A 23,366-nucleotide genomic window follows, 5' to 3' on the forward strand; every position below is an offset into this window, starting at 1 on the left:
CTGTTCCCTGTTATACGAATTACGAATTCCTGAATTAGGAGGATAATTACGTGTCAAAAAATGGTTATATTAATCTCACTGATATGCCAAAAGTTATTGAAGAAAAATCTATAAAAAAAGCTTTTCAACCAATATCTACGCGGGTTGTCAGTTCTACTCCAGGAAGACTGCGTTTGAGAGTTGCACAGCCACACCGTCAATCTGGTGACATGCAACGGATTGCCAATGCGCTGCAAGCAAATCCTAATATTAACCAAGTACGGACTAATATTCAAAATGGCAGTATCGTCATCAATCATGATGGTGACGATGCAAGTCTTGACAATCTTTACGCGACATTACGTGATTTAGGAATTATTTTTGGTGATGTTGCATTAGGAAAATCTGAGGCAGCAGCAGAAGTATCAAATGCGGTTGTTGACTTGAATAAGCGAGTTAGACAAGCGACGAATAATGCTGTTGATTTGCGCTTGCTTTTTCCTTTGGGGCTGGGTGTGTTTTCTATTCGGCAGTTATTGACAAAGGGATTGCAATTGGAAACTATTCCTTGGTATGTGTTAGGTTGGTACGCTTTTGATAGTTTTCTTAAATTGCACGCTACGAGTCAAGCACAGTCAAGTAAAGAGTAAAAGGTGGGTAGCCTTAAGTAATTCAAAATTCAAAATATGCCCTATATCCAGAGGACACGCTGCGCGAACGGGCAGGCTGCGCGAACAAAATTCAAAAAACCAGTTAATTTGTAGGGGAGCCAGTGCTGCAGGAGGGAAACCCTCCTGCAGCACTGGCGTTGGGCACTGTACATCAATCACAAAGACAATTGCAAGGTGAGTAGAGTGCCCACCCTACTGCCGTGTTATTTGTAGGGGCAAAGGCTAGCCGTGCTCTGGTCATTGCAAATCTTGGGTATAATGGCGGAAATCTATGAAAACGTGCTAACTGGATAAAGTTAAATAAATTATGCAACCTGCTTTACACATTACAACCCATGTTTTACCAGGAAACAAAATAGAAATTCAAATTCCAGAAGCAAAAGAAGGTGACACAGTTGATATCTTTGTCCTCTTGCCTGACAAACCACCATCAAAACGAAGTTCTGTTCTAGAGTTAATAGAACAAATCCGTAGTAAACGTCCGTTTAGAACTACGGAGAATATAGATAGATAACTGCAAGAGGAACGAGATTCATGGGAAAGCTAGTACTTCCCAAATCTGGTATTGTCTATGTAGACACATCAGTCTTGATTTATACTATAAAAGGTCATCCTGATTATTATTCATTACTCCAACCCTTATGGTTGAAATTTCAATTAGGTGAAATTGAAATTGTTAGCAGCGAAATCATAATTATGGAAGTATTAGTCTTGCCATTGAGAAATGTAGATACATCTCTCATTGCAGACTATGAACAACTGCTTTTTTCATCAAAAATACAATTAATTCCTATCAGGAAACCTGTGCTAAGAGAAACTGCAAATCTCCGGGCAACCACTAATCTTAAAACACCCGATGCCATTCATGCTGCTACAGCTTTGTCTGTAAATTGTACCCAATTTCTGAGTAACGATAAAGGCTTCCGTCATATTGTTGATTTACCCGTTGTTGTCCTCAGTGAAGTTTTGGCATCTTGAACCTTTTGATCCCTCGTTCCTATGCTCTGTATGGGAATGCCTCAAAGGAGGCTGCGCCTCCGAATGATTATATTGAGGCGAAGCCTCAAGTTATGCATTCCTTGGCAGAGCCAAGGAACGAGGAAAGTGGGTAAAGTCCTCACCCTACGTTGGATTCGCGTTCATTACTATCTCACCGCAGCACAGTTACTAGTAGGTGCTGGCTGCGATCGTTGTGGACCAGTCTTGGTAGGATCATAAGCTACCAAGACCACCTCACCTTTTTCGTTATATATCCAACCCTGTGCTGGTATTATCTCTTTGACTGGTGGCTTTTGAGATGGCTGCTTTTGTGTTGTACTTGTTGAACTTACCGTACTGGCGACAGGTTTAATTAAATCAACGCGCACATTGTCACTACTAAGGATTTTATTTGGATCAGTTGGAAGTCCCCCGCGTCCGGTTATGGTGAAAGTACTACCAAAACCTTTTATGCAGGGATTTTGGGCAACCTGCTGTGCCGGATCAACCACAGTTTCTGTCAATTCAAATAACCCTTGGGTGGGGTCAATATCAACTACATTAATTTGCACATTACCACTCGACTGGCTATTTACCCCTGTGGCGGTGATATCACTTGTGTTTGGGGAAGTAGGATTGCGAGACTGAAAGCCAAAAATACCTCGGCTATTGATTTTAATATTACCACCACGGGAATTAGCAGAGTTAGCAGTGATGTCGCTATTGTCAAAGCCAACCAGGACACCGGTATTAATATTGATGTTGCCACCAATAACGTTTTCTCCTGTGGCGTTGGTAGTGATGTTACTGTTGCGACGCAATACCAAATCCTTAGAGTTTATAAGAATGTTACCTTGTCCGCCGGTTGTATTGGCACTAATTGCTCCCTTATTGTCCAGTCGAATAGAATCCGCTGTAATTCCTAGGTTACCTGCATCTCCCGACCCTTCCGTACCTACACTGACTATACCGCCATTTCTCACATTCAACTTTCCTACGTCAATTGTTAAGTTTCCCCCTTTACCTATGCTATTTCCGCCCACTCCTGCAGCTATTTCTGCTGGATAGTTTTGATTTTGGGCTATACCTATCCCAGAAACGTCTATTTGATTTGCTTTAATTGCTAAATTGCCCCCTTGTCCTTCTCCTAGTGTACGAACTGATATTCGCCCACCATCTTGCACAAGCAAGCGTCGAGTTTCAAGATATACATCACCAGCATTTCCTACCCCTACATTAGTGACAGGTGCACCTATCAAACTTTGATCTGTGTATTTATCTACACCTATTATTTCTATTGAATCCGAAGCACGAATTGTTAATTTGCCTGCATTTCCTATACCGTAACTAGATGTATCTATCTTTCCTCCATTTCTTACTTTTAACGTTTCAGTTGCAATAGTTACGCTTCCCCCTGCACCTCTATTGACTTCTGTATTCCTAGGATCTAATTGAATACCCGAAAATATACCCGTAGTAAAGAAATTATTCGCATCTGGTGTATTGAAAATATCAATATCCGAGGCACGAATGATTACATTTCCTGCATCTCCTCTTCCAAAAGTCGCAGTCTGTACTTTGCTACCGTTACTAATACTCAAATGCTTTGTTTCAACTGTCAGTGTGCCTCCTCTTGCTGGTTCTTGACTTCCTAAGTCAGCTTGAGCAAATAAACCACCAGGAGCACCTGTACTACTATCTGGTATTATCGGTATATCTCCGCTCAATTCTACTGAATCAGAAGCCTTTACTGTGAGGTTTCCAGCAATTCCCTTGCCAAAAGTTGAAGCAGATACTCGTGAATTTTGGACAACCAAACGCTTAGTGTTGATGGTTAAATCTCCTCCTTTTCCCGTGCCTCCTGGTCCCACATCAGTGGTCACAAAAGTGTCCCCTTCAATTTTTCCCCTAGTATCTACTACTTCTACTAATTCATCGACTTTAATAAACAAATTGCCTGCGTTTCCTTCTCCATATGTGTTGGCAGTCAGTTGAGCGCCATTCCTTAAAGACAAGGAGCCAGAAGAAATAGTAATGTTACCCCCATTACCCGTCGTCCCCGTGTCCACATAGCTGAAAATCCCACTGGAAAATCCGCCACCAACTCCAGCAATCGTCACTGGTCCTGTAACATTCACTGTGACATTGCCTGCATTCCCCCTTCCAGCTGGCTGGGTAGAAGATTTTTCGCGAACTAGGGTTATCAGTTGAGCACCATCCTTGAGTGAAAGTGAAGCAGCATTAATGTTGATATTGCCACCATTGCCCACACCTCCTGCTTCCACAGTGGTGAGGATGTAACTGTTACTGCCTGCAAGCTCAACAGCATCAGACGCTCGCACCGACACATTGCCTGCATTTCCTCGTCCATAGGTGCTGGCAAGCAATTGCGCGCCATCGCTTAAAGAGAAGGAGCCAGTTGTAATATTGATATTGCCACCATTGCCTTGTGATGTTGCCAGTACATCATTGGTCACAGCTGCACCCGATAAAGCGTTATAAGATTTGCTGTTGATGAAAATATTACCTGCATTGCCAGAAGCACCAGCAATTGTCTGGTTGGCTACACCAGCGCTTCTTTGACTCAGCCCAACACCAGAGATATTAAAATTATTTGCATTAACAGTAATATCCCCTGCATTTTCCACTCCCTCAGTTCCAGCTACCAAGCGTCCACCATTGGTGGCACTAAAAGTATTTGCATTAACTACAATGTCTCCTCCTCCATTCCCCCGTACAGCCACTCGTGCATCATTCGCCAGGGTGATATTCGACAGCAAACTACCATTAGGGAAATTAAGTTTAAAAGTATTACCATTAACATCTAGTCCAACTGTTCCTACTCCAGCTAATCCTCCTAACTCCACTCGTCCGCCTGGTACTGTGATTTTTCCATTATCTGAGTTGATGTCACCACCAACTAATACCAAAGAGTTTCCAGAAGGAACAGCAAGACCAATAGGATTACCATTATTATCAACAATTGTCGGCTGATTGGACTGATTAGTGATATTTCCCGGATTATCCCGAAACCTCAACCCAATCGGAACATTTATAGTTAACAACGGCGGTGCTTGCGGATCAGTTGCACTAAACTCAAACCCATTGTCAAACAGGAAACTGTGCGCTGTGGTCCCCAAAAAGGAACCACCAATATTCAAACTGGCATTTGGTCCAAAAATAATCCCGGCAGGATTGAGTAAAAATAAGTTTGCCTTGCCTAGTGCTCTAATCACACCATCAATATTAGAAATAGAACCACCTGTCACTCGACCGATAATGTTTCGCACATCAGCTGCATTATTAAAGTTAGCCGAACCACCTGTAGGTACAGAAAATTCTTTGAAGCTGTGAAAAAGGTTTCCTTGCCTTGTTGTCCCATCATTGATATTGAAGTTTTTGCCATCAGGAGTGGTAACTGTAGTAGATACAGTTCCATCAGAAGTCACCTGTTGGGCTGTGACGCTGTTTATAGAAGTAGTCAAACCCCCTATGGCGCATAGGGGTAAAGTGATTAAAAAGAGCGAATATGCTTGACAAATGCTACGCGATGCTCCATTGCAGCTGCTAAGCGATGCTACCAAGGGGAGCCGCGCAGGGTGCGATGCTGCAAAGCAGCCGCTACGCGAACGCCTATCATATTTCATAAATTTAAAATGGTTGTATGTTACAGCAATTTTAGGGTAAATAGACCACACTGTAGGGGCGCAAGGCATTGCGCCCCAACGATTGATTGTGGTTCAAATAGATGAAAAACGCTGTAATAAAAATGATTTTAATTGAAAGGCTGTTTTTTAAAAAATCAAAGTTAATGAATTAACACAATTAGCAGGCGTGAGGATGATTGCAGGTTGGGCATCAAATTACTCAAAACTCCCTCTCTACGAGACGCTACGCTAACAAAACCTCACCCTGCCCTATCGGGCAGGGTGAGGTTTTGGTAAGAGCCAAAACCCGGTTGGGGTGACGACTGTGGTGTCACAAGAACCGTTTACCGGCTACTTTTCAAAACAGTTGTGCCAACAGAATTTTCTAATTCTATATCCTCCAAAAACATTTCGTTGATGGTTTTTTGGCGGTCAATCATCATCTGTCGCACCCAAGAAGAATGACCTTGCTCAATGTATTTACCAATGCAGTAGGCAGAATACTCAATATGTTTCGTTTCGTCGTAAATTAACAAATCGGACATCCGAGTTACCTTTGGTAAATCCTCAGGTGTGGCATAGGCTTGCAGTACAGGGCGCAGCAAAAGTTGCAAGATTAATGCCCGTATTTCCAAAAAATTAATTTGGATAATTTCATCCATCACCAATAATTCGTCCATAGTCTTCTCAGGAGAAGGTGTTTCTATGGGCGGATGTTTGTGGTGATAGTATTTAGGCGAAAAAGCTTGCAACTTAGCTCGGAAATCCGCCTCTATTTGTGTAGGAAACAGAATATTGAGTAGCGCTACAAACATGAGGGAATGGCGCGACTCATCAATGGAGTGATTGCGAACCAACTCAGCAAACTCCTGATTTTCGATCCCCTGCGAAAATTGCCAAACTTCTTTTGATCCAGTTCCTTCTTCAGCCGCATTCACCATTAAGGAGTTAGTGAACCACTCAGGATTACGGGCGAACTGACGATATAAATTACCGTACCATGCCATGCCGTGCGGTGGTGGGTGAATCTCACACGCTTCAATGAGAACAGTTTTATAATCCCCAAAAATTTGGCAGTCATAACGTTGGAGGTAATTTAACGCTAACTCACTGACAATATTCATAACTCTCCTTAAGCAATGCCAACAGCAAATCGTCTCCTTTAAGAGTGACTAACTCCCACTTGATTCAAGGCTATGAGCTCTTAGGAATAGCGACAATGAGAATTTGGAAAGGACGTTTTGGAGGAATAGCGACAATCCGAATTGGAAAGTGGGTTTTCTCCCCATTAGAGATTTTATCTGTGGTAGTACTACCACCTTTTATTGATTGCAAGTCTTCTTCAGTTAAATCAAAACTAATTGGCTCGTTATCTAAATCTTCTACTTTGATACTTTCCATTTGTTCTACCTGGGTTTAATCTATGTCTATCTAGAATAATCTATTGATACGCAAGTCTGTTTTTTCATTTGAATGATTTTAAAAATGCTTTTCTATTTCTAGTACGCACTCATCACATACTTCGTTATCTGATGTTTATTCGAGATAGACTATTGTTTTGAATAATAGCATCCTAACAATACATTTTTATATATTTTTATGAATCTTAAATTATGTAAGAACGATAGAAATATTTGATTTTTGAGAGAATATTAAGGACACCGAAATCACGAGCATAAAAAGGCAGATTAAAAGCTTAATGTAGAGAAGTTGCATCAACGTCTCTACACCTGTGGAATTTATAGCACATTCGTGCCACGCTGAGTCCCAAGAGATCCTGTTGAGCGATCGCTTGAGGGGGGTTCCGACTCTATGACAACAAAGCCAGAAGCTCTATAAAAAACCTCAACGTGACGTTGCTCTAGCGTCTCTGAATCTTTGATAACGCGGTTGTCTGTCTTGGGGAACCGTCATCAATAAAACTTTTTCCAATAGCCAAGGAGCAATGCGGTTACACCACACGGCTACATGACTTTGCCATCCTACTAAGATTTCAGGTGAATTTCTTTGTAGTCCTTTAATCAATGCCTGAGCGACTTTCTGGGGAGTTATGGGTACTACCCAGCGAAACCACTCTAATTCTCGCACCATATCAGTATCGGTCAGGGATGGTAACAAGGCTACAATTCGGATGTTGTGTTTGGCTAGCTCACCGCGTAGGGCTTGAGTAAATCCTACAATTGCAAACTTGGTGGCTGAATAAGTCGCCATTGTTGGTGCAGCCACTTTGCCCATCAAGCTAGATACGTTAACGATTGTCCCTGAGCCTTGTGCTACCATGCGTCGGGCAACTAGACGAGTCATGGTATACATTCCGATTAAATTGACGTTAATCTCTACCTGCACATTTGGTAGTCGAGACTTTAAGAAGGGTGTTTGGTGGGCAACTCCAGCACAGTTAACAAGTAGATCTATTGGTCCATAATCTCGCCAAGCTTGGGCGATCGCAATATTCACTTCCACCACTTCAGACAAATCCAAAGGTAGGGTAATAGCCTCCACACCAAGCATCTCTATCTCAGAGGCTACTTCAGCTAAACAAGCACTGTCTCGTGCAACTAACAACAAGCGTTTTATTCCTTGTCTTGCTAATTCAAAGGCGATCGCTCGCCCAATACCACGTGAGGCTCCGGTAACAAGAGCCGTCTTTCCTTGAATATTCATCACTAAAACCTCGTGAGTTAAATCAGTGAACAGTGAACAGTTATCAAAATTTCAAATGACAACAACTACTGATAACTGGTAACTGATAGCTGACAACTGGTAACTGGTAACTGGTTGAACCAAATCCTTGGCAGTAAGAAAGCTTCTCTTACCGCATTCTTCGAGAAAAACTTTGGGTATATATTTAGTCAGATTTCAGTAAACTTTGAGTTGGACTGGCAATATGTAACAATCAAGCAAATTAACAACTGTCTCAAGTCGTCTTTAGTGTAGCCAAACGAGCAACAGAAATATCTCTTAGCTGTCTTACCGGAAAATTGGTGTAAACCAGTTAGAGAAATACCTTTCGGACAACACTACAATCAGTGAATCAGTGAAAAGCCAACAATTACGTGTAGCATAGATGGCACCTCTTTTAGATATAAGTGTCTACCAGAACCAACTGTCTTTGCATACGCTAGCAAGGGGATCAAGTACTTGCAACATTTCTTAACAACAATCATTAAGTTTTACTTAACTTTACAAAGCTCTCAGAAATGACGAAGGAGCAACAGTGCTTTATTCTTGGTTTTAGTAACTTCTAAATGAGGAGCGACAAGACTATGAAAAAGCTTATTAATAAACCTGAAGACTTTATACGCGAAAATTTAGAGGGTATGGCTGCGGCTCACCCCGATTTGATTAAAGTACATTATGAGCCTGCTTTTGTTTATCGAGCCGATGCACCAATACTAGGTAAGGTAGCAATTATTTCTGGTGGTGGGAGCGGTCATGAGCCAATGCACGCTGGATTTGTGGGGATGGGAATGCTGGATGCCGCCTGTCCAGGAGAGGTTTTCACTTCTCCTACCCCAGACCAAATGTTGGAGGCTGCAAAGAGAGTAGATGGTGGGGCTGGTATCCTTTATATCGTCAAGAATTACAGCGGCGATGTGATGAACTTTGAGATGGCAACGGAGTTAGCCCGTAGCGAGAGTATCCATGTATTAAGTATTCTGATTGATGATGATGTGGCAGTCAAGGACAGCCTCTATACTCAGGGACGCCGTGGTGTAGGCACAACAGTCCTAGCAGAAAAAATTTGTGGTGCGGCGGCACAGCAGGGGTATGATTTGCACAAGATTGCAGATTTATGTCGTTATATTAATAAAAATGGTCGAAGTATGGGAATGGCGCTGACTTCCTGCACAGTACCCGCGCGGATGACACCTACCTTTGAATTAGGCGATCGCGAAATCGAAATGGGCATCGGTATCCACGGTGAACCAGGACGCAAACGCATTAACCTCAAATCAGCCGATGAGATAACTGAGATGCTGGCGCTATCAATTATCGAGGATGCACCCTATACCCGGACAGTGCGCGAGTGGGATGAAGAAAAAGGCGAGTGGATGGATGTGGAACTGATTGATCCGGTTTTTCAGCAAGGTGATAAAGTACTAGCTTTCGTTAATAGTATGGGGGGTACTCCGATTTCTGAACTTTATATCATCTACCGCAAACTGGCTGAAATCTGCGAAAAGAAGGGACTGCAGATTGTGCGAAACCTGATTGGTCCTTATATCACTTCTTTGGATATGCAAGGTTGTTCGATAACACTGCTAAAGTTGGATGATGAGATGATTCGGTTATGGGATGCACCTGTAAAAACACCAAGTCTGCGATGGGGAGTTTGATGTATGGTGACAAAACAGCAGATTTTACGATGGTTGCAAACATTTGCAACCCAGATAGAGCAAAATAAAGATTATTTGACAGAATTAGATGCGGCGATTGGAGATGCTGATCACGGGATCAATATGGATCGCGGTTTCAAAAAGGCGATCGCTCAGTTACCGACTGTTGCAGATAAAGACATCGGTAGCATTTTGAAAACGGTGAGCATGACTCTCATTTCCTCAATCGGCGGTGCAAGTGGTCCTCTTTATGGGACTTTCTTTCTACGAGCAAGTACAGCCGTAGCTGGAAAGGAAGAACTCACTGCTGAAAATGTACTTCAAATGCTCAAAGCAGGATTAGATGGTGTCCTTGGGCGTGGTAAAGCACAAGTTGGCGACAAAACGATGATAGATGTCCTAACTCCGGCAGTTATCGCTTTTCAAGAAGCTGTTAGTCAGGGGGAGGGTACATTGGAAGCAATGCAACGTGCTGTAGCAGCAGCAGAACAGGGGGTGAAATATACTGCGCCGATGATTGCCAAAAAAGGACGAGCGAGTTATTTGGGAGAACGCAGCATAGGACATGAAGATCCAGGGGCGACTTCTTGTTATTGGATGCTGAAGAGTTTGTCGGAAGTGCTGGAAAGTTCTGGTGTATGAAGCAAAAGACTTCACCGCGTTTCATTCTGGAGATTCACCTAACTGCAAAGCCTCCCACTTAAAGGAGGCAAACTCAGCAGACAAGCGTAATAATTTTTTACTACACTTGTCTTGTAATGTTGAAATTACAGCTATTCGCCTAATTCAGCCCTATATTGATGGATGATTTCCTGTATTAATCCAAGAGATTTTACACTCTCGATAGCTTCAGTCAATTGAGAAAATTCATTCGGTGGCGGTAATTCCCCTCTTTTAATTTTATATTCGCTTTGTAATCTCTCTAAATGTGATTCTAAATACTTTTGAATCGGTTCTAGATATTGTGACACTTCTACATATTGTGGCACTTCTAGATATTGCGGAAATTTTTCTGCAATTGGCATTTGAACAGCTCCTAAGAAAAGTATAATGTTATTACATATTTCTTTTTTACAAAAAAGACATAATATACCCGGAAACTATCCGTAAATTTTTAGTGTCATTCTGCGATACGCCATTTGACGTCTGCGCTCCGCGCAATTGCTACTTGTAGATGCTGGTTTATTATATTTTTATATAAGACAATATTTAGCCGTATTATCTCGTACTCTTTTTTCTAAATAAAATATGATTCCTATAGCAGGTAAGCTTAGCTGAAGCTCAAATTATAGTACAATTGAACCATGAAAATTATATGGTTTCGACGAGATTTACGATTAACTGATAATGAATGCGTAGCAGAAGCATCAGCCAATGACGCCCCCGTATTGCCCTGTTTTATAATCGACCCGTGGTTTTATCAAAAATGGACAGACGTGGGTAAAGCACGGGTAAGATTTTTGTTTGAATCTTTAGAGAACCTTGACCAAAATTTACGCTCTTTAGGTAGTCATCTGTACTTCTTTGAAGGGGACTCCGTAAATATTCTGCAAGAAATGACTCAACAATTGATCCAGCAAGGACACAAACCGAAACTTTACTTCAACCGTGATGTACAGGTTGAATACGGAATTGAACGCGATAGCACTATCGTTAATTTCTACCAACAACTTAACCTTGACTACCACATTGGTCTAAACAACTTTGTGCAAATCGACGATGATCACCGCGACCAATGGTTTGACGAATACTATACCTACGTTAGACAAACATCTCACCCAACTCCTATTCACATTAACACCCCACAGATATCTTTCAACCTACCCCAACTTACTTTTACTGAACTCAAACACAAGTACCACGCTTTTTACGAAACGAAGAAAGTGTACTTCAAAGGTGGAGAAACGCAAGCGCAAAAAACTTTAGACTCATTTCTTACCAAAAGATTTTATGGGTATCATTGGAAACTCTCCCGCCCGTGGGCGGCACAACAGAAGGCAACGTCCCATCTTTCCCCTCATTTAACATTTGGTACAATCTCTGTGAGAAATGTGTACCAGCGTACAAAGGCACGAGCTACAGAATTTGCGGATACACCCAAAGCAGAATTTTCCTTAAAAGCATTTCGCGATCGCCTGCGTTGGCACGATAGTTTTACGCAGCGGTTGTATTTTCATCCAGAAATAGCACATACAAACTTTTATCCGGAGTTTGATGAGTATTACCGACTAGATGAACTTACTCAACAGCAGCAAGAATTATTTCATGCTTGGCAAGAGGGTATAACTGGTTTTCCAATGCTTGATGCGAGTATGCGTCAACTTAAAGCAATGGGCTGGATGAATTTCCGCATGCGAGCGATGTGTGCTACTTTCCTGACTATTAATTGCGGTATCTCTTGGCATCATGGAGCAAAACATTACATGAACTGCTTGGTAGATGGCGATTTAGCTATTAACAATTGGCAATGGCAGATGCAAGCTGGTATTACTAATCCCCTCAGTGACACTTTCCGCATATATAATCCCAATAAGAATATTGAAGAAAAAGACTCAGATTTGCGCTTCATTTACCACTGGATACCGAAGTTACTCGGATATAGTTTACCTGAAATTCTTGAAGGCAAGTATATAGAGCATGGTTTATACCCATCACCAATTTTAGATTGGGCGCAGACCAGGCTGGTTAATGGCAAGATTGTTTCAGATATTCGTAAGCGTGTGAAACAACGACTACTGATTGAAGGTGGCAAGGAGTGCGAAAACGCTTTAGCAACTAAAACAGCAGTAAATAAATACGTTGAATCCAAAGATAAACAGTACCAACAATTTAAGAAATTGGAATCACAATTTGGGCACTAAGGGAGTGCGCTTCCTTAGAACTTTCTCCCAATTACTCCCTTCCTACCATAAGATTACCGTTCTTCTTCTCTTCTTTCTTTGTGTGCTTCGCGTCTATGTCCTGCGGACACGCTGCGCTAACGCGGTTCATTCAAATAGGTATTCTTCGAGCGATAACGCAGTAGCACTCTAACACTAGAGGTGAGAAGCATGTGCATAAGTTAATTTTTCTGCACCTAATAAAAGGCAGGTGAGTACATCACTACCCGCCCTAACCATCGGGTTTCTTAATTCCTCTCGTCTTCTATGCCCCTCGCCTTTGATGGTGAGGGATTTTATTTTATAACATAGCAAGCATTCGTAACACCCTAGGATGCTCTAGCAGAACACCGAGATAATGCTTGCTATGTAGCGGTTACGGATGTTTTTTCTAAAACTAACTGACCACCGCAAAAGCTAGATTTTTTGTACATCCGGATACTGCACAAAAAACTCTACCATCCTTTAGAGGCCATCGTTTTGGTGCATTTGTTCCTGCCAAAGGGAAGAACTTTTGGTTCCTTTATGCTGCTTGTCTTTTTTCTTTAATTCCATGTAAACATTAATCTCGTTAACTTCTATATCATGCTCAATTCTGGTTACTATCCAGTTCTCCTTTTTTAGGTAAATTTCCTCTCCTATTCTGGGAATAAACTCTAGATCATAGAATTTTTTTAGAAAATCCTTTTGGTTTTCTTCCCATAAGATTACTTTGACTGCTTCTTTGCTCATTGATTCAGTAGTTTAAGGAAATAAGGGAGCAAGTTTATCTTAAGTAATTAATTTCTGAATTACTGCTTATCTCAAACCAACTTTTGTCTTATTCATGTAATACGCTAATTCACTTGAGATAGCAATCAATTTTAGAGTGATGCGTTACGCCTGAAGGCGTCTCTTGCTACGCGCGATCTGCAGCTTTGCTGCAGCGCTAGTCCCGCAATGAGCATAGCGTGCCGCAGGCATAGGGGGCGCACTCAAAGGACGCTATCGCCTCTGGTTGACTGTCAACTAGTTAATTCCTTACAATAAAGTAGGAATTTTTATAAAAGTAAGGAAAATTCATGTCCATTGCTACAATTACTAGTAAAGGTCAGACAACTATCCCAAAGGAAATTCGGGAGAAACTAAACTTGCGTCCAGGCGATCGCATTAATTTCATTATTGAACCAGACGGCAAAGTCTACATTCAGCCGGTGAATATTCAAGTTGAGGAATTGTCTGGTATCCTCCATAAGCCAGAAAGGAAACCAGTCTCTTTCGAGGAAATGAATGAAGCAATTGAGCAATGTGCTAATAACTTGTCATGAATGGACTAGATACTAACGTTCTAGTTCGTTATCTAGTTCAAGATGACATCGAACAAGGTAGACTTGCGGCGGAGTACATCAAGCACGTTAAGGCAAGTGGTGAAACCTGTTTCATCAACAACATCGTTCTTTGTGAACTCGTTTGGGTACTCAAAAGTTCCTATAAACTCAGCAGAAGTGAAATTATCGACGTTCTTGAAAAAATACTGAGAACGGATGCATTTGACTTTGAAAACAGAGAAACGGCTTGGTTATCGGTACAGGACATGAAAAAGGGAAAAGCTGATTTCTCGGACTATCTTATTGTGAAGTTAAACAAGCAAGCAAGCTGTACTGAAACCGCTACATTTGACACAAAATTCCAAGAAGTTGAGCAAATCCGGTTACTTTCTACTTACAAAAATGCTTAAAGAATCTCTGATAAGTCACATGGCTGGAGATTCACCTAACTGCAAAGCCTCCCACTGCGCCGAAGCAAACTGGGAGCATCCCAAATGTTTAAATTGCCCTCAGACTATAAGTCTGGGGCTACACAAACAAAGCCTGCCTCCGCAGGCTAGAATCAGTCCACGTAGGTGGACTTCGCCTGTGTAGCCGAGCCAGTGCGTTGCGGGGGTTCCCCCCGTTGTAGCAACTGGCGTGCGATTTCTAATCGCCAGGTCTTTTTGCTTTAGCTGTGATTAGGAAGCTATGGTTGGATGGCAAAATTACCATAGACAATCTGGAGCAACTTTATCAAGACCTGGTAGCAATCAATTTTAGAGTGAGGCGATCGCTCTTCCATGAAATATTTGAGCACTAAACCACAGTGAAATGACCAGGCGTTAACATAAAAGTAAGCAAGATAAAAATTTCCCTTTTCTACAAAAAGTACCTGTGATACCGATTAATCTTGACTCGCTCATCAGCGCAATTACTGGTATTGCCAACCCAATCATTAAAGAAAAGCTTCTGCGTAACGAAATAGTCATCAAATTATTAAAGCAATTTAACCTTGATCCTGAGCATCCTCCCGCTGATTTCAGTGGTGTTTACGCCTATACCTTGGTAGAATACGGCGTTGGTAAACCCAAGGCATTCCTGGAACTTTTCCGCGAAGAAAAAATCAAACAAGCTTTCCGTAAAGCACTAGACCACAACAACCCCTCAATTCTTCTGTCTGAAGTTGATGTTTTTCTCGATACCTATGCCTTGGGTGATGAAATCAAAACCTTGGGAATTAACATCAGGCGAGAAATCGCCGCATTTGCCACGGTTTTTATCGAAGTTGCCAAGCGCAGCCGGACACCTGCTGATGTTTTGATGAACCAGCAGATAGGTTCTCTACATAAAAGGATAGCGAGTATCCAAGAACAACTCGAAAGGTTGCCGACACTGGAAGGCATTAGAACAGAGATGGCGCGGTTAGCAGCACAGAGTGTAAAGACGTCGAATGCAACGTCTCTAAATGAAAAGAAATGTAAAGCCATAGCCTTAGCCCAGCAGATGCAAGGCTGGTTTGAAACCTTGGGCTACCGCTTTGAAAAGTATGAAGTTTGGGAAGACAATTATTTTGAGTGGATTATTGACGTTCCGGCACGACGTAATCGATATGACCGGATTCTTGTACGTGGAATTGAAGGTGAGGCGGGATTGAGTGATGTCATGGCTTTGCGTGAGTCGGTGGAGGCGCAAAGAACTGATGAAGGTTGGTTGGTAACGGCAAGGCGAATTTCACGGGCGGCGCGTGATGAAGTGGAGAAACCAGAAAATCGCCAGCTTGATTGTTATACTTTTGACGAACTGATAGATCAGGATGCTGACTTCGGTGATTATCTCGACTGGCTAGAAGCGGAAGTTAAACGACGAGAAATCGACAAAAAATATGTGCCGTTGGCTTGTACTAAAGAAGAATTTGACTCACTTAGCAAGCGCAGGATAGGAGTCAGTCGTTACGATGAACGCGACGGCTGGATTGATGGTTATCTTGATGTGTGGTTAGATGACCCTGCTAAGGAGCATATCTCTATTTTAGGGGAATTTGGCACTGGAAAAACTTGGTTTGCTTTTCATTATGCGTGGATTGCACTACAACGTTATCGGGATGCGCAAAAACGCGGCGTTGAACGTCCTCGGCTTCCTCTGATAATTACGCTGCGCGACTATGCCAAAGCACTCAATGTTGAGAATGTTCTGGCAGGTTTCTTTTTTACGCAACATAATATTCGCTTAAATAGCGAGGTGTTTGACCAGCTTAACAGCATGGGTAAGTTGCTGCTGATTTTCGATGGCTTTGATGAAATGGCAGCAAAGTGCGATCGCCAACAAATGATCAACAACTTTTGGGAATTGGCGAAAGTCGTCGTTCCCGGTGCTAAAGTTATCCTGACTTGTCGCACCGAACATTTTCCAGAAGCAAAAGAAGGACGTGCTTTACTCAACGCGGAATTGCAAGCTTCTACCGCCAACCTGACAGGTGAAACGCCCCAGTTTGAAGTGCTGGAATTAGAAAAATTCAACGACGAGCAAATCCGGCAGGTGTTGTCATTCCAAGCAGAATCTACCACAGTTGACCATGTGATGGACAATCCACAACTGTTGGACTTGGCACGTCGTCCGGTGATGACAGAGTTAATTTTGGAAGCATTGCCAGATATTGAAGCAGGTAAGCCCGTTGATATGTCGCGGGTTTATCTGTATGCAGTGCGGCGGAAGATGGAACGAGACATCAAAGCAGAGCGAACTTTTACTTCTTTGGCAGATAAGCTTTACTTTTTATCTGAACTTTCCTGGGAAATGCTGTCTACTGACCAGATGAGTTTAAATTATCGCCTTTTTCCCGATAGAATTCGTCGCTTATTTGGTGATGTTGTTCAGGAGGAGAAAGATTTAGACCACTGGCATTATGACATGATGGGGCAGACAATGCTGATTCGTAATGCCGATGGTGATTATACTCCCGCGCATCGTTCGCTGTTAGAGTTTTTTGTCGCGTACAAGTTTGCGGCTGAGTTGGGGGCGTTGGCTGATGATTTTATTGAATTGGCGCAGGCGCAGTCACATATAAATAATGATGCATCACCAGTTGATTACACTTGGTCATCTTATTTTCGTCGCCAGGTGGATGAGGCGGGGAAGATTTTGCCAAGTGCACCATTGAGGAGATTTGCAGGTGAGTCGTTCGAGAAGTTGAGGGAGAGTTTTGGGAAAGCGCCTTTAACAAAAGCGGTGATAGATCTGCTTTTGCCGATGCTGGATATTAATACCTCCATCACATCACCCTATCACCCAATGATCAAAATTCTTGAAGCGACACGCGGCAAAACCGAAGCTCAAGTGGATTACACCGGAGGAAATGCGGCGACGCTGTTGGTGAAGGTTCATAAAGCTGCTTTGGAAGATAAAGACCTCAACTGTGCTGTGCTTAAAGGTGCTGATTTTAGTAATGCTAGCCTGCGTCGTGTCAATTTTGCTGAGGCGAATCTAGTTAAATCTGTTTTTCCCAAAGTTTTCGGTGCAGTTTTTTGTGTGGCGTTTAGTCCTGATGGCAAGCTGTTTGCTACAGGTGATGCTAATTGCGAGATTAGCTTGTGGCAAGTTGCAGATTGTAAAAAAATTTTGCTCTGTAAAGGGCATACCGATTGGATACGATCAGTCGCCTTCAGTTCCGACGGTGTAACTTTAGCCAGTGCTAGTTTTGACGATACATTGAAGCTTTGGGATATCCGTACGGGAAAATGTCTAAAAACCTTGCAGGGACATACCAATCGGGTAAATTCAGTAGCAATCAATCCCAATGGTACAATCCTAGCCAGTGCCAGTGATGACCAAACAGTTAAGCTTTGGGATATTCACACTGGGAAATGCTTAAAAACTTTGCAAGGGCATACTGGTTCGGTAGAGTCAGTGGCTATTAGTGCTGATGGTACAACCTTAGCTAGTAGCAGTGATGACCAAACAGTTAAGCTTTGGGATATCCGCACAGGAGAATGTTTCAAAACCTTGCAGGGACATACCAACTGGGTACGATCAGTAGCAATAAGTTCAGATGGTACAACCTTAGCCAGTAGCAGTGATGACCAAACAGTCAAGCTTTGGGATATCCGCACAGGAGAATGTCTGAAAACTTTGCAGGGGCATACCAGTCGAGTAAATTCAGTAGCAATCAGTCCTGATGGTACAACCTTAGCTAGTGTCAGTTATGACAAAACAGTGAAGCTGTGGAATATTCATACTGGAGAGTGTTTAAAAACTTTACAGGGACATACCAACTGGGTACGGTCAGTAACATTCAGTCCTGACGGTGCAACTCTAATTAGTGGTAGCGATGACCAAACAGTGAAGCAATGGAGTATCAACACTGGTGAATGTTTGAAAACCTTACAGGGTATTATTTGTCCGATAAGGTCAATAGCAATAAGTTCAGATAGTACAACCATAGCCAGTAGCAGTGAAGACCCAACAGTAAAGCTTTGGGATACGACTACAGGAGAATGCCTGAAAACCTTGCAGGGACATACCAGTCGAGTAAATTCAGTAGCAATCAGTCCTGATGGTAGAATCCTAGCCAGTAGCGGTTATGACCAAACAATAAAGCTATGGGATATCCGCACAGGAAAATGCCTGAAAACTTTGCAGGGATCTAGAAGATGCGTAAATTCAGTGGCTTTCAGTCCTGACGGTACAACCCTAGCTAGTGGCAGTGCAGACAGAACAATAAAGCTATGGGATATCCATACTGGAGAATGTCTCAAAACTTTGCAAGGACATACCGACTGGTTATGGTCAGTAGCATTCAGTCCTAACAGTAAATTTTTAGCTAGTGGAAGTTATGACAAAACAGTGAAGCTATGGGACATCCACACAGGAGAGTGTCTCAAAACCTTACAAGGACATACCATTAGGAATAATTCAGTAGCAATCAGCCCTGATGGTAAAACCTTAGCCACTGGTGGTGAAGACCAAATGGTAAAGCTATGGGATATCCACAGTGGTGAATGCCTAATTACCTTGCAAGGACATACCAGTTGGATACCCTCCGTTGCTTTTAGTCCTGATGGTAAGACTTTTGCCAGTGCAAGTAACGATAAAACAGTCAGATTATGGGATATTCACAGTGGGAAATGCCTGAAAATTTTGCAGGGACACACACATTGGGTAAATTCAGTCATTTTCAGCACGAATGGTCAAACTCTTGTAAGTGGGAGTTGGGATGAAACAATAAAGCTTTGGGATGTTAACACGGGTGAGTGCCTAAAAACTCTGATAGATAGACCATATGAGCATATGAATATCACAGGCGTTAAAGGTTTAACCGAAGCCGAGAAAGCTACACTCAAAGCTTTAGGCGCAGTGGAAGAAGCAGAAATGTAAAATTAAAATATTCACACAATCTGAAAACGCAACTAGCCAGAAAACAATGACAACGAAAGAAAGTCTTAAACAAGAAATAGACAAGCTTAGTGAAGAACAATTTGAACTTGTAGCTGATTTTATTGAATTTATCAAATTCCGTACTCAAAAAGTTGATACAAATCCCAAAAAAAGACTTAGCGAATTTTACGGTGCATTAAAAACAACTCAACCCTATCCAGGAAAGGAGGAAAATCGTAAAAGAGTGGGCGAATCTTTGGCGCAATAAATAATTAACAAACAATATTAAACGGATAAAATAGGAGCCAAATAAAATGTCCTCAGAGAAAGTTAATATAGTGATTGAAAAGAACGAGTCAGGATACCTTATATCTTGTCCGGAACTAGAAGAATATCAATTTCAGGATAATTCTCTTGATAGTGCGTTTGCACGACTTCAAGAAGCAATCACTATTTATATGAAAAAAGCTGATGCTTCAAACAATAATACAGGTGAATCTATACTAAAAATGGTTGAAAGTTTTACAAATTATATGAGCGATGAGGAGCTAAGCCAACTCCCGACGGATGCAGCTGAACAACATGACCATTATCTTTATGGAACACCGAAAAAATTCTAATGAAGCTTGTTTTTGCAGATACTTTCTATTGGGTAGCATTAATAAATTCAAGAGATAATTGGCATGGAAAAGCGATAGAGATGACCAGAACCTTAGAACTGGTTCAAATTGTGACCACAGATGAAGTTTTGACTGAAGTGCTGAACTTCCTGTGCACTTATGGAAACCGAATGCGACAACGCAACGTTCAATTAATTAAAGATATCATTGCTAATCCTAATATTCAGGTGATGCAACAAACTCGTGAATCTTTTTTACAGGGTTTGGAGTTGTACGAAAGTCGTCTTGACAAAGAATACAGCCTTACAGACTGTATTTCTATGCAAACGATGAAGCAATTAGGAATTATCGATGTATTGACCCACGATAGGCATTTTGCTCAAGAGGGTTTTAGAATTTTGTTTCAAGATACATAGGTGTAACAACAAAGCCACTGTTGCACAAATGAGTGGAAAAAGGGAATAGGGGGGAGAAAAAGAGCGATCGCACTCAGTCCACCTACATTCTTTCCACAACCCTGATTCCCAGCAATGAAAGTCCCAACTTCAGAGCTCTAGCCGTTAAATCACACAGTATTAGGCGCGATGTCCGCACAGGTTCTTCGGCTTTGAGAACAGGGCAATTTTCGTAGAACTTATTAAACTTATCACTCAGTTGATACAAATACTCGCACAAGCGATTTGGTAGTAAATCTTTTTCGACTTCACTGATAATTTCATCAAGTTGTAACAAGTGCTTCGCCAGAGTTAACTCTGTTTCTTGCCGCAGAACAATTGGAGCGTCTGCTCCCAGTTTTTCAAAATCAATATTACCTTCACGACTAATGCCCTGAGTTCTAACATAAGCATAAACCATATATGGTGCAGTGTTGCCTTTAAGCGCTAGCATTTTGTCGTAGCTAAAAATGTAGTTGCTGGTACGATTTTGGCTTAAGTCGGCGTATTTAACCGCACTAACGCCAATCACCTGTGCAAGATTGCTGACAAACTCTTCAGTTTCTTGACGCGCTTCTTCTTTTATTCTGTTTTCTATATCTGCACGGGCGTGGGCGATCGCACCATTTAATAAATCTCCCAACCGCACAGCTTCCCCAGAACGAGTTTTCAATTTTTGACCATTTTCCCCTAGCACCAACCCAAATGGGGCATGCACAAATTCTACATCGTCTGTAATCCAGCCTGCCTTTCTTCCTACCTGAAAAATCTGAGCGAAGTGATTTATTTGTTCTATACCAACTGGGTAAATCACCCGCTGCACTTTATCTACTTGTACTCGATAGCGAATTGTCGCTAAATCTGTAGCAGCGTAGTTATATCCTCCATCTGATTTTTGCACAATCAAGGGTAAAGGCTCACCTTCCCTGTTAGTAAAGCCTTCCAAAAAAACGCACTTTGCACCCTGATTTTCCACTAGCAGACCTTTTTTATCTAATTCCTCTACGACTTCAGGCAGTAAAGCATTATAAAACGATTCACCTCGTTCAACAAAAGGAGCAATTTCCAATAAGTCGTAAATAACTTGGTAGGCTCGACTGGAGAGTTGACAAACTATCTTCCATGCTAGTAGTGTCTTTTGATCTCCTGCCTGTAGTTTTACCACAGCCTGACGTGCTGCTTGTTGGAAATTTGCATCTGCATCAAATCGTGCCTTTGCTTGACGGTAAAATGAAGATAAGTCACCCAAATTTAAAGTTTCAGTAGTGGTTAAAGCTTCTGGGTACGCTTCTTCTAAATAAGCGATAAGCATTCCAAATGGCGTTCCCCAATCTCCGACATGGCTAATCCGCTCGACTTTATGACCAACAAATTCTACAATTCGAGACAGACAATCTCCAATCACTGCTGGACGTAAATGTCCTACGTGCATTTCTTTGGCGATGTTTGGGCTGGGGTAATCTACAATAACTCGCTTGGGATTGTTAGTTTGTGCGACTCCTAACCTTGGATCTCCTTGAATTGCCTTGAGTTGTGCTTCTAGGTATTCTGTTTTTAGCTTCAAATTGATAAAGCCAGGACCAGCAACTTCTGGTGGCTTGCAAATATCAGATACATCAAGTTTATCAACAATTTGTTGTGCGATCGCCCTTGGTTGCTGTCCCAATTGCTTTGCTAGCGCTAAAGCTACGTTTGCTTGATAATCACCAAATTTAGGATTGCTCGCAGCAACCAAGACTGGATCTACCTTACTGTAATCACTGCCAAAAGCTGCATCCAAAGCTTCCTGTAACTTAAGTTTTAGCTGTTCTTGTGTATCCTTCATATTTATTTTTTTAGTTATGATAACCTGTCAGAAATTTTTATTTATCAACAAACATACAAATTCTTCCATAATCAAACCATTATCTCTAATGATTCCTCGTAGAGTTCCTATAGTTAATTTTTAATTATCTGGAACGACAACTTGAGCTAATGGTTCATCTGTACGAATAATAATCTAGCTGCTTTCTGGTGCGCTTGTGCGAAAAACTAACCTTGCTGAGTGCTCTTGCTACAAAATGACTTGCCTGGTGATTCTGGTTTTTGCTGAAACTGCAATGCTTTGAGCCAACCGGATAATCATTCAATCCTCATACTTAAATCTAACCAAGAGGATTTCGTAATTGGTGCACTACTAGAAATGTAATCCACTCCTGTCTCAGCAACAGCACGAATAGTGTCTAAAGTAATGTTGCCAGAAGCTTCAATTTTAACGTGACTATCGTGTTGACGAATTATGTCCACAGCCTGACGCATCAAATCAACAGGCATATTGTCCAACATGATAATGTCAGATCGATGCTGCAAAGCTTCTTGTACCTGCTCTAAACTTTCCGTTTCTACTTCTATAGTTAAGGGATAAGGAATTGAGGAGCGAATTTGAACAATAGCCTTCCCAATTCCCCCAGCAGCTGCGATGTGATTATCCTTAATCATAACTGCATCATCTAATCCCATTCGGTGATTGACTGCCCCTCCTACTGTAGTTGCGTACTTTTCCAACAACCTTAACCCAGGAGTGGTTTTGCGCGTGTCCACCAGTTTTGCAGGTAAATCAGCAATTTGCTCTACATAGTTTTGGGTGAGCTTGGCGACGCCACTGAGTCGCATAACTATATTGAGAGCAACGCGTTCTCCCATCAGGAGGGCATCTAGCGGACCATCGATTTGGGCCACCACTTCTCCCACCTCACAAGAACTACCCTCAGCTACAACAGGAATAAAGCTAACTTTTTCATCTAAAAGTTGAAACACTCTTGCCGCGATTGGTAAACCTGCTATAACTCCAGATGCTTTCGCCATCCACTTCGCTTGTCGTACTTCCTTAGTTATCAAGGCTTGGGTTGTGCGATCGCCCCGACCGATATCTTCCAACAACCAATCGTGCAACAACCTATCTAAAACAAGCCTGGGTGGCAAAACACCAAAATGACTCATAGTTTTATTGTTCCCTTCTCAACTTCCAGAATTACTATAGCCTACAGTGCTTGCTATATATACTTTCCAGAAGACAGCAAAAAATTCTCAAAAAAAGTTTCAGAAAATAGTTGACAGGCAAGAGCGGGTTCGCTATATTGAATAAGTGCCTGAAGCGCGGACACAAAAACAAGTCACCGC

General features: G+C 42.0%; 21 protein-coding genes. 13 read left to right on the plus strand and 8 right to left on the minus strand.

Annotated elements, in window-relative coordinates; translation table 11 throughout:
- Positions 1-50 precede the first annotated feature (50 nt).
- From AC5JM2_RS25390 to AC5JM2_RS25400, 3 genes are all read left to right on the plus strand, one after another.
- Positions 51-629, plus strand: coding sequence for an HMA2 domain-containing protein (locus AC5JM2_RS25390; RefSeq protein ID WP_495837591.1), 579 nt, complete (start codon positions 51-53; stop codon positions 627-629).
- A 328-nt stretch (positions 630-957) separates the two neighbouring features.
- A complete protein-coding gene (locus AC5JM2_RS25395; RefSeq protein WP_495837592.1) occupies positions 958-1,164 on the plus strand; it encodes a hypothetical protein in 207 nt (68 codons plus the stop codon).
- A gap of 20 nt (positions 1,165-1,184) precedes the next feature.
- A complete protein-coding gene (locus AC5JM2_RS25400) occupies positions 1,185-1,628 on the plus strand; it encodes a type II toxin-antitoxin system VapC family toxin (protein ID WP_495837593.1) in 444 nt (147 codons plus the stop codon).
- Positions 1,629-1,795: 167 nt separating this feature from the next.
- On the opposite strand, the gene AC5JM2_RS25405 is transcribed toward AC5JM2_RS25400, so the two are convergent.
- Positions 1,796-5,113, minus strand: a complete 3,318-nt coding sequence (locus tag AC5JM2_RS25405; RefSeq protein ID WP_495837594.1) for a two-partner secretion domain-containing protein — start codon at positions 5,111-5,113, stop codon at positions 1,796-1,798.
- Positions 5,114-5,168: 55 nt separating this feature from the next.
- Here AC5JM2_RS25405 and AC5JM2_RS25410 point away from each other — a divergent pair, with 55 nt between their 5' ends.
- Positions 5,169-5,315, plus strand: coding sequence for a hypothetical protein (locus AC5JM2_RS25410; protein WP_495837595.1), 147 nt, complete (start codon positions 5,169-5,171; stop codon positions 5,313-5,315).
- 304 nt (positions 5,316-5,619) lie between these two features.
- Here the strand turns inward: AC5JM2_RS25410 and AC5JM2_RS25415 are convergent, their stop codons facing one another.
- From AC5JM2_RS25415 to AC5JM2_RS25425, 3 genes are all read right to left on the minus strand, one after another.
- Entirely contained in the window at positions 5,620-6,399 is a 780-nt protein-coding gene (locus AC5JM2_RS25415; RefSeq protein WP_495837596.1) for a hypothetical protein, read from the minus strand.
- Between the two features lie 70 nt (positions 6,400-6,469).
- A complete protein-coding gene (locus AC5JM2_RS25420; protein ID WP_495837597.1) occupies positions 6,470-6,676 on the minus strand; it encodes a hypothetical protein in 207 nt (68 codons plus the stop codon).
- A gap of 444 nt (positions 6,677-7,120) precedes the next feature.
- Positions 7,121-7,939: an SDR family NAD(P)-dependent oxidoreductase gene (locus tag AC5JM2_RS25425; RefSeq protein WP_495837598.1), complete on the minus strand. Its 819-nt coding sequence runs from the start codon at positions 7,937-7,939 to the stop codon at positions 7,121-7,123.
- A 602-nt stretch (positions 7,940-8,541) separates the two neighbouring features.
- Here AC5JM2_RS25425 and dhaK point away from each other — a divergent pair.
- Entirely contained in the window at positions 8,542-9,615 is a 1,074-nt protein-coding gene (gene dhaK, locus AC5JM2_RS25430) for a dihydroxyacetone kinase subunit DhaK (protein ID WP_495837599.1), read from the plus strand.
- A gap of 3 nt (positions 9,616-9,618) precedes the next feature.
- Positions 9,619-10,257: a dihydroxyacetone kinase subunit DhaL gene (dhaL, locus tag AC5JM2_RS25435; protein WP_495837600.1), complete on the plus strand. Its 639-nt coding sequence runs from the start codon at positions 9,619-9,621 to the stop codon at positions 10,255-10,257.
- Between the two features lie 131 nt (positions 10,258-10,388).
- Here the strand turns inward: dhaL and AC5JM2_RS25440 are convergent, their stop codons facing one another.
- Complete coding sequence (locus AC5JM2_RS25440) at positions 10,389-10,640, minus strand: hypothetical protein (protein ID WP_495837601.1); 252 nt, start codon at positions 10,638-10,640, stop codon at positions 10,389-10,391.
- A gap of 279 nt (positions 10,641-10,919) precedes the next feature.
- On the opposite strand from AC5JM2_RS25440, the gene AC5JM2_RS25445 reads away from it, so the two are divergent.
- A complete protein-coding gene (locus tag AC5JM2_RS25445) occupies positions 10,920-12,476 on the plus strand; it encodes an FAD-binding domain-containing protein (protein WP_495837602.1) in 1,557 nt (518 codons plus the stop codon).
- A 483-nt stretch (positions 12,477-12,959) separates the two neighbouring features.
- Here AC5JM2_RS25445 and AC5JM2_RS25450 read toward each other — a convergent pair whose 3' ends face one another.
- Positions 12,960-13,226 carry a hypothetical protein gene (locus AC5JM2_RS25450; protein ID WP_495837603.1) on the minus strand — a complete coding sequence of 89 codons (267 nt, stop codon included), beginning with the start codon at positions 13,224-13,226 and terminating at the stop codon, positions 12,960-12,962.
- A gap of 329 nt (positions 13,227-13,555) precedes the next feature.
- Between AC5JM2_RS25450 and AC5JM2_RS25455 the strand changes: the two genes are divergently transcribed.
- The 6 genes from AC5JM2_RS25455 to AC5JM2_RS25480 all read left to right on the plus strand — a co-directional run bounded on the left by AC5JM2_RS25455 (position 13,556) and on the right by AC5JM2_RS25480 (position 20,189).
- Positions 13,556-13,801: an AbrB/MazE/SpoVT family DNA-binding domain-containing protein gene (locus tag AC5JM2_RS25455; protein WP_495837604.1), complete on the plus strand. Its 246-nt coding sequence runs from the start codon at positions 13,556-13,558 to the stop codon at positions 13,799-13,801.
- Positions 13,798-14,211: a type II toxin-antitoxin system VapC family toxin gene (locus AC5JM2_RS25460; RefSeq protein ID WP_495837605.1), complete on the plus strand. Its 414-nt coding sequence runs from the start codon at positions 13,798-13,800 to the stop codon at positions 14,209-14,211. Before AC5JM2_RS25455 ends, AC5JM2_RS25460 begins: the two co-directional genes overlap by 4 nt.
- A gap of 466 nt (positions 14,212-14,677) precedes the next feature.
- Positions 14,678-19,153, plus strand: coding sequence for an NACHT domain-containing protein (locus tag AC5JM2_RS25465; RefSeq protein ID WP_495837606.1), 4,476 nt, complete (start codon positions 14,678-14,680; stop codon positions 19,151-19,153).
- Positions 19,154-19,199: 46 nt separating this feature from the next.
- Entirely contained in the window at positions 19,200-19,421 is a 222-nt protein-coding gene (locus AC5JM2_RS25470) for a hypothetical protein (protein ID WP_495837607.1), read from the plus strand.
- Between the two features lie 46 nt (positions 19,422-19,467).
- The gene (locus tag AC5JM2_RS25475; RefSeq protein WP_495837608.1) at positions 19,468-19,773 is read left to right on the plus strand and encodes a type II toxin-antitoxin system HicB family antitoxin; all 306 of its coding nucleotides are present in this window, start codon (positions 19,468-19,470) and stop codon (positions 19,771-19,773) included.
- Positions 19,773-20,189 (plus strand): type II toxin-antitoxin system VapC family toxin, encoded by a 417-nt coding sequence (locus AC5JM2_RS25480; RefSeq protein ID WP_495837609.1) that lies wholly within the window; start codon positions 19,773-19,775, stop codon positions 20,187-20,189. The genes AC5JM2_RS25475 and AC5JM2_RS25480 overlap by 1 nt, the downstream gene beginning before the upstream one ends.
- An 82-nt stretch (positions 20,190-20,271) precedes the next feature.
- Here AC5JM2_RS25480 and argS read toward each other — a convergent pair whose 3' ends face one another.
- On the minus strand, positions 20,272-22,032 hold the full coding sequence (gene argS / locus AC5JM2_RS25485) for an arginine--tRNA ligase (protein ID WP_495837610.1): 1,761 nt from the start codon (positions 22,030-22,032) through the stop codon (positions 20,272-20,274).
- Positions 22,033-22,328: 296 nt separating this feature from the next.
- A complete protein-coding gene (gene nadC, locus AC5JM2_RS25490; protein WP_495837611.1) occupies positions 22,329-23,186 on the minus strand; it encodes a carboxylating nicotinate-nucleotide diphosphorylase in 858 nt (285 codons plus the stop codon).
- Between the last annotated feature and the right edge of the window lie 180 nt (positions 23,187-23,366).

Source organism: Brasilonema angustatum (assembly GCF_059505445.1).

Coding starts and splice junctions, on each gene's coding strand:
- AC5JM2_RS25395 (WP_495837592.1), top strand. CDS start 958: ATGCAACCTGCTTTACACATTACAACCCATGTTTTACCAGGAAACAAA.
- AC5JM2_RS25400 (WP_495837593.1), top strand. CDS start 1,185: ATGGGAAAGCTAGTACTTCCCAAATCTGGTATTGTCTATGTAGACACA.
- AC5JM2_RS25410 (WP_495837595.1), top strand. CDS start 5,169: ATGCTACGCGATGCTCCATTGCAGCTGCTAAGCGATGCTACCAAGGGG.
- AC5JM2_RS25415 (WP_495837596.1), bottom strand. CDS start 6,399: ATGAATATTGTCAGTGAGTTAGCGTTAAATTACCTCCAACGTTATGAC.
- AC5JM2_RS25420 (WP_495837597.1), bottom strand. CDS start 6,676: ATGGAAAGTATCAAAGTAGAAGATTTAGATAACGAGCCAATTAGTTTT.
- AC5JM2_RS25425 (WP_495837598.1), bottom strand. CDS start 7,939: ATGAATATTCAAGGAAAGACGGCTCTTGTTACCGGAGCCTCACGTGGT.
- dhaK (WP_495837599.1), top strand. CDS start 8,542: ATGAAAAAGCTTATTAATAAACCTGAAGACTTTATACGCGAAAATTTA.
- dhaL (WP_495837600.1), top strand. CDS start 9,619: ATGGTGACAAAACAGCAGATTTTACGATGGTTGCAAACATTTGCAACC.
- AC5JM2_RS25440 (WP_495837601.1), bottom strand. CDS start 10,640: ATGCCAATTGCAGAAAAATTTCCGCAATATCTAGAAGTGCCACAATAT.
- AC5JM2_RS25445 (WP_495837602.1), top strand. CDS start 10,920: ATGAAAATTATATGGTTTCGACGAGATTTACGATTAACTGATAATGAA.
- AC5JM2_RS25450 (WP_495837603.1), bottom strand. CDS start 13,226: ATGAGCAAAGAAGCAGTCAAAGTAATCTTATGGGAAGAAAACCAAAAG.
- AC5JM2_RS25455 (WP_495837604.1), top strand. CDS start 13,556: ATGTCCATTGCTACAATTACTAGTAAAGGTCAGACAACTATCCCAAAG.
- AC5JM2_RS25460 (WP_495837605.1), top strand. CDS start 13,798: ATGAATGGACTAGATACTAACGTTCTAGTTCGTTATCTAGTTCAAGAT.
- AC5JM2_RS25470 (WP_495837607.1), top strand. CDS start 19,200: ATGACAACGAAAGAAAGTCTTAAACAAGAAATAGACAAGCTTAGTGAA.
- AC5JM2_RS25475 (WP_495837608.1), top strand. CDS start 19,468: ATGTCCTCAGAGAAAGTTAATATAGTGATTGAAAAGAACGAGTCAGGA.
- AC5JM2_RS25480 (WP_495837609.1), top strand. CDS start 19,773: ATGAAGCTTGTTTTTGCAGATACTTTCTATTGGGTAGCATTAATAAAT.
- argS (WP_495837610.1), bottom strand. CDS start 22,032: ATGAAGGATACACAAGAACAGCTAAAACTTAAGTTACAGGAAGCTTTG.
- nadC (WP_495837611.1), bottom strand. CDS start 23,186: ATGAGTCATTTTGGTGTTTTGCCACCCAGGCTTGTTTTAGATAGGTTG.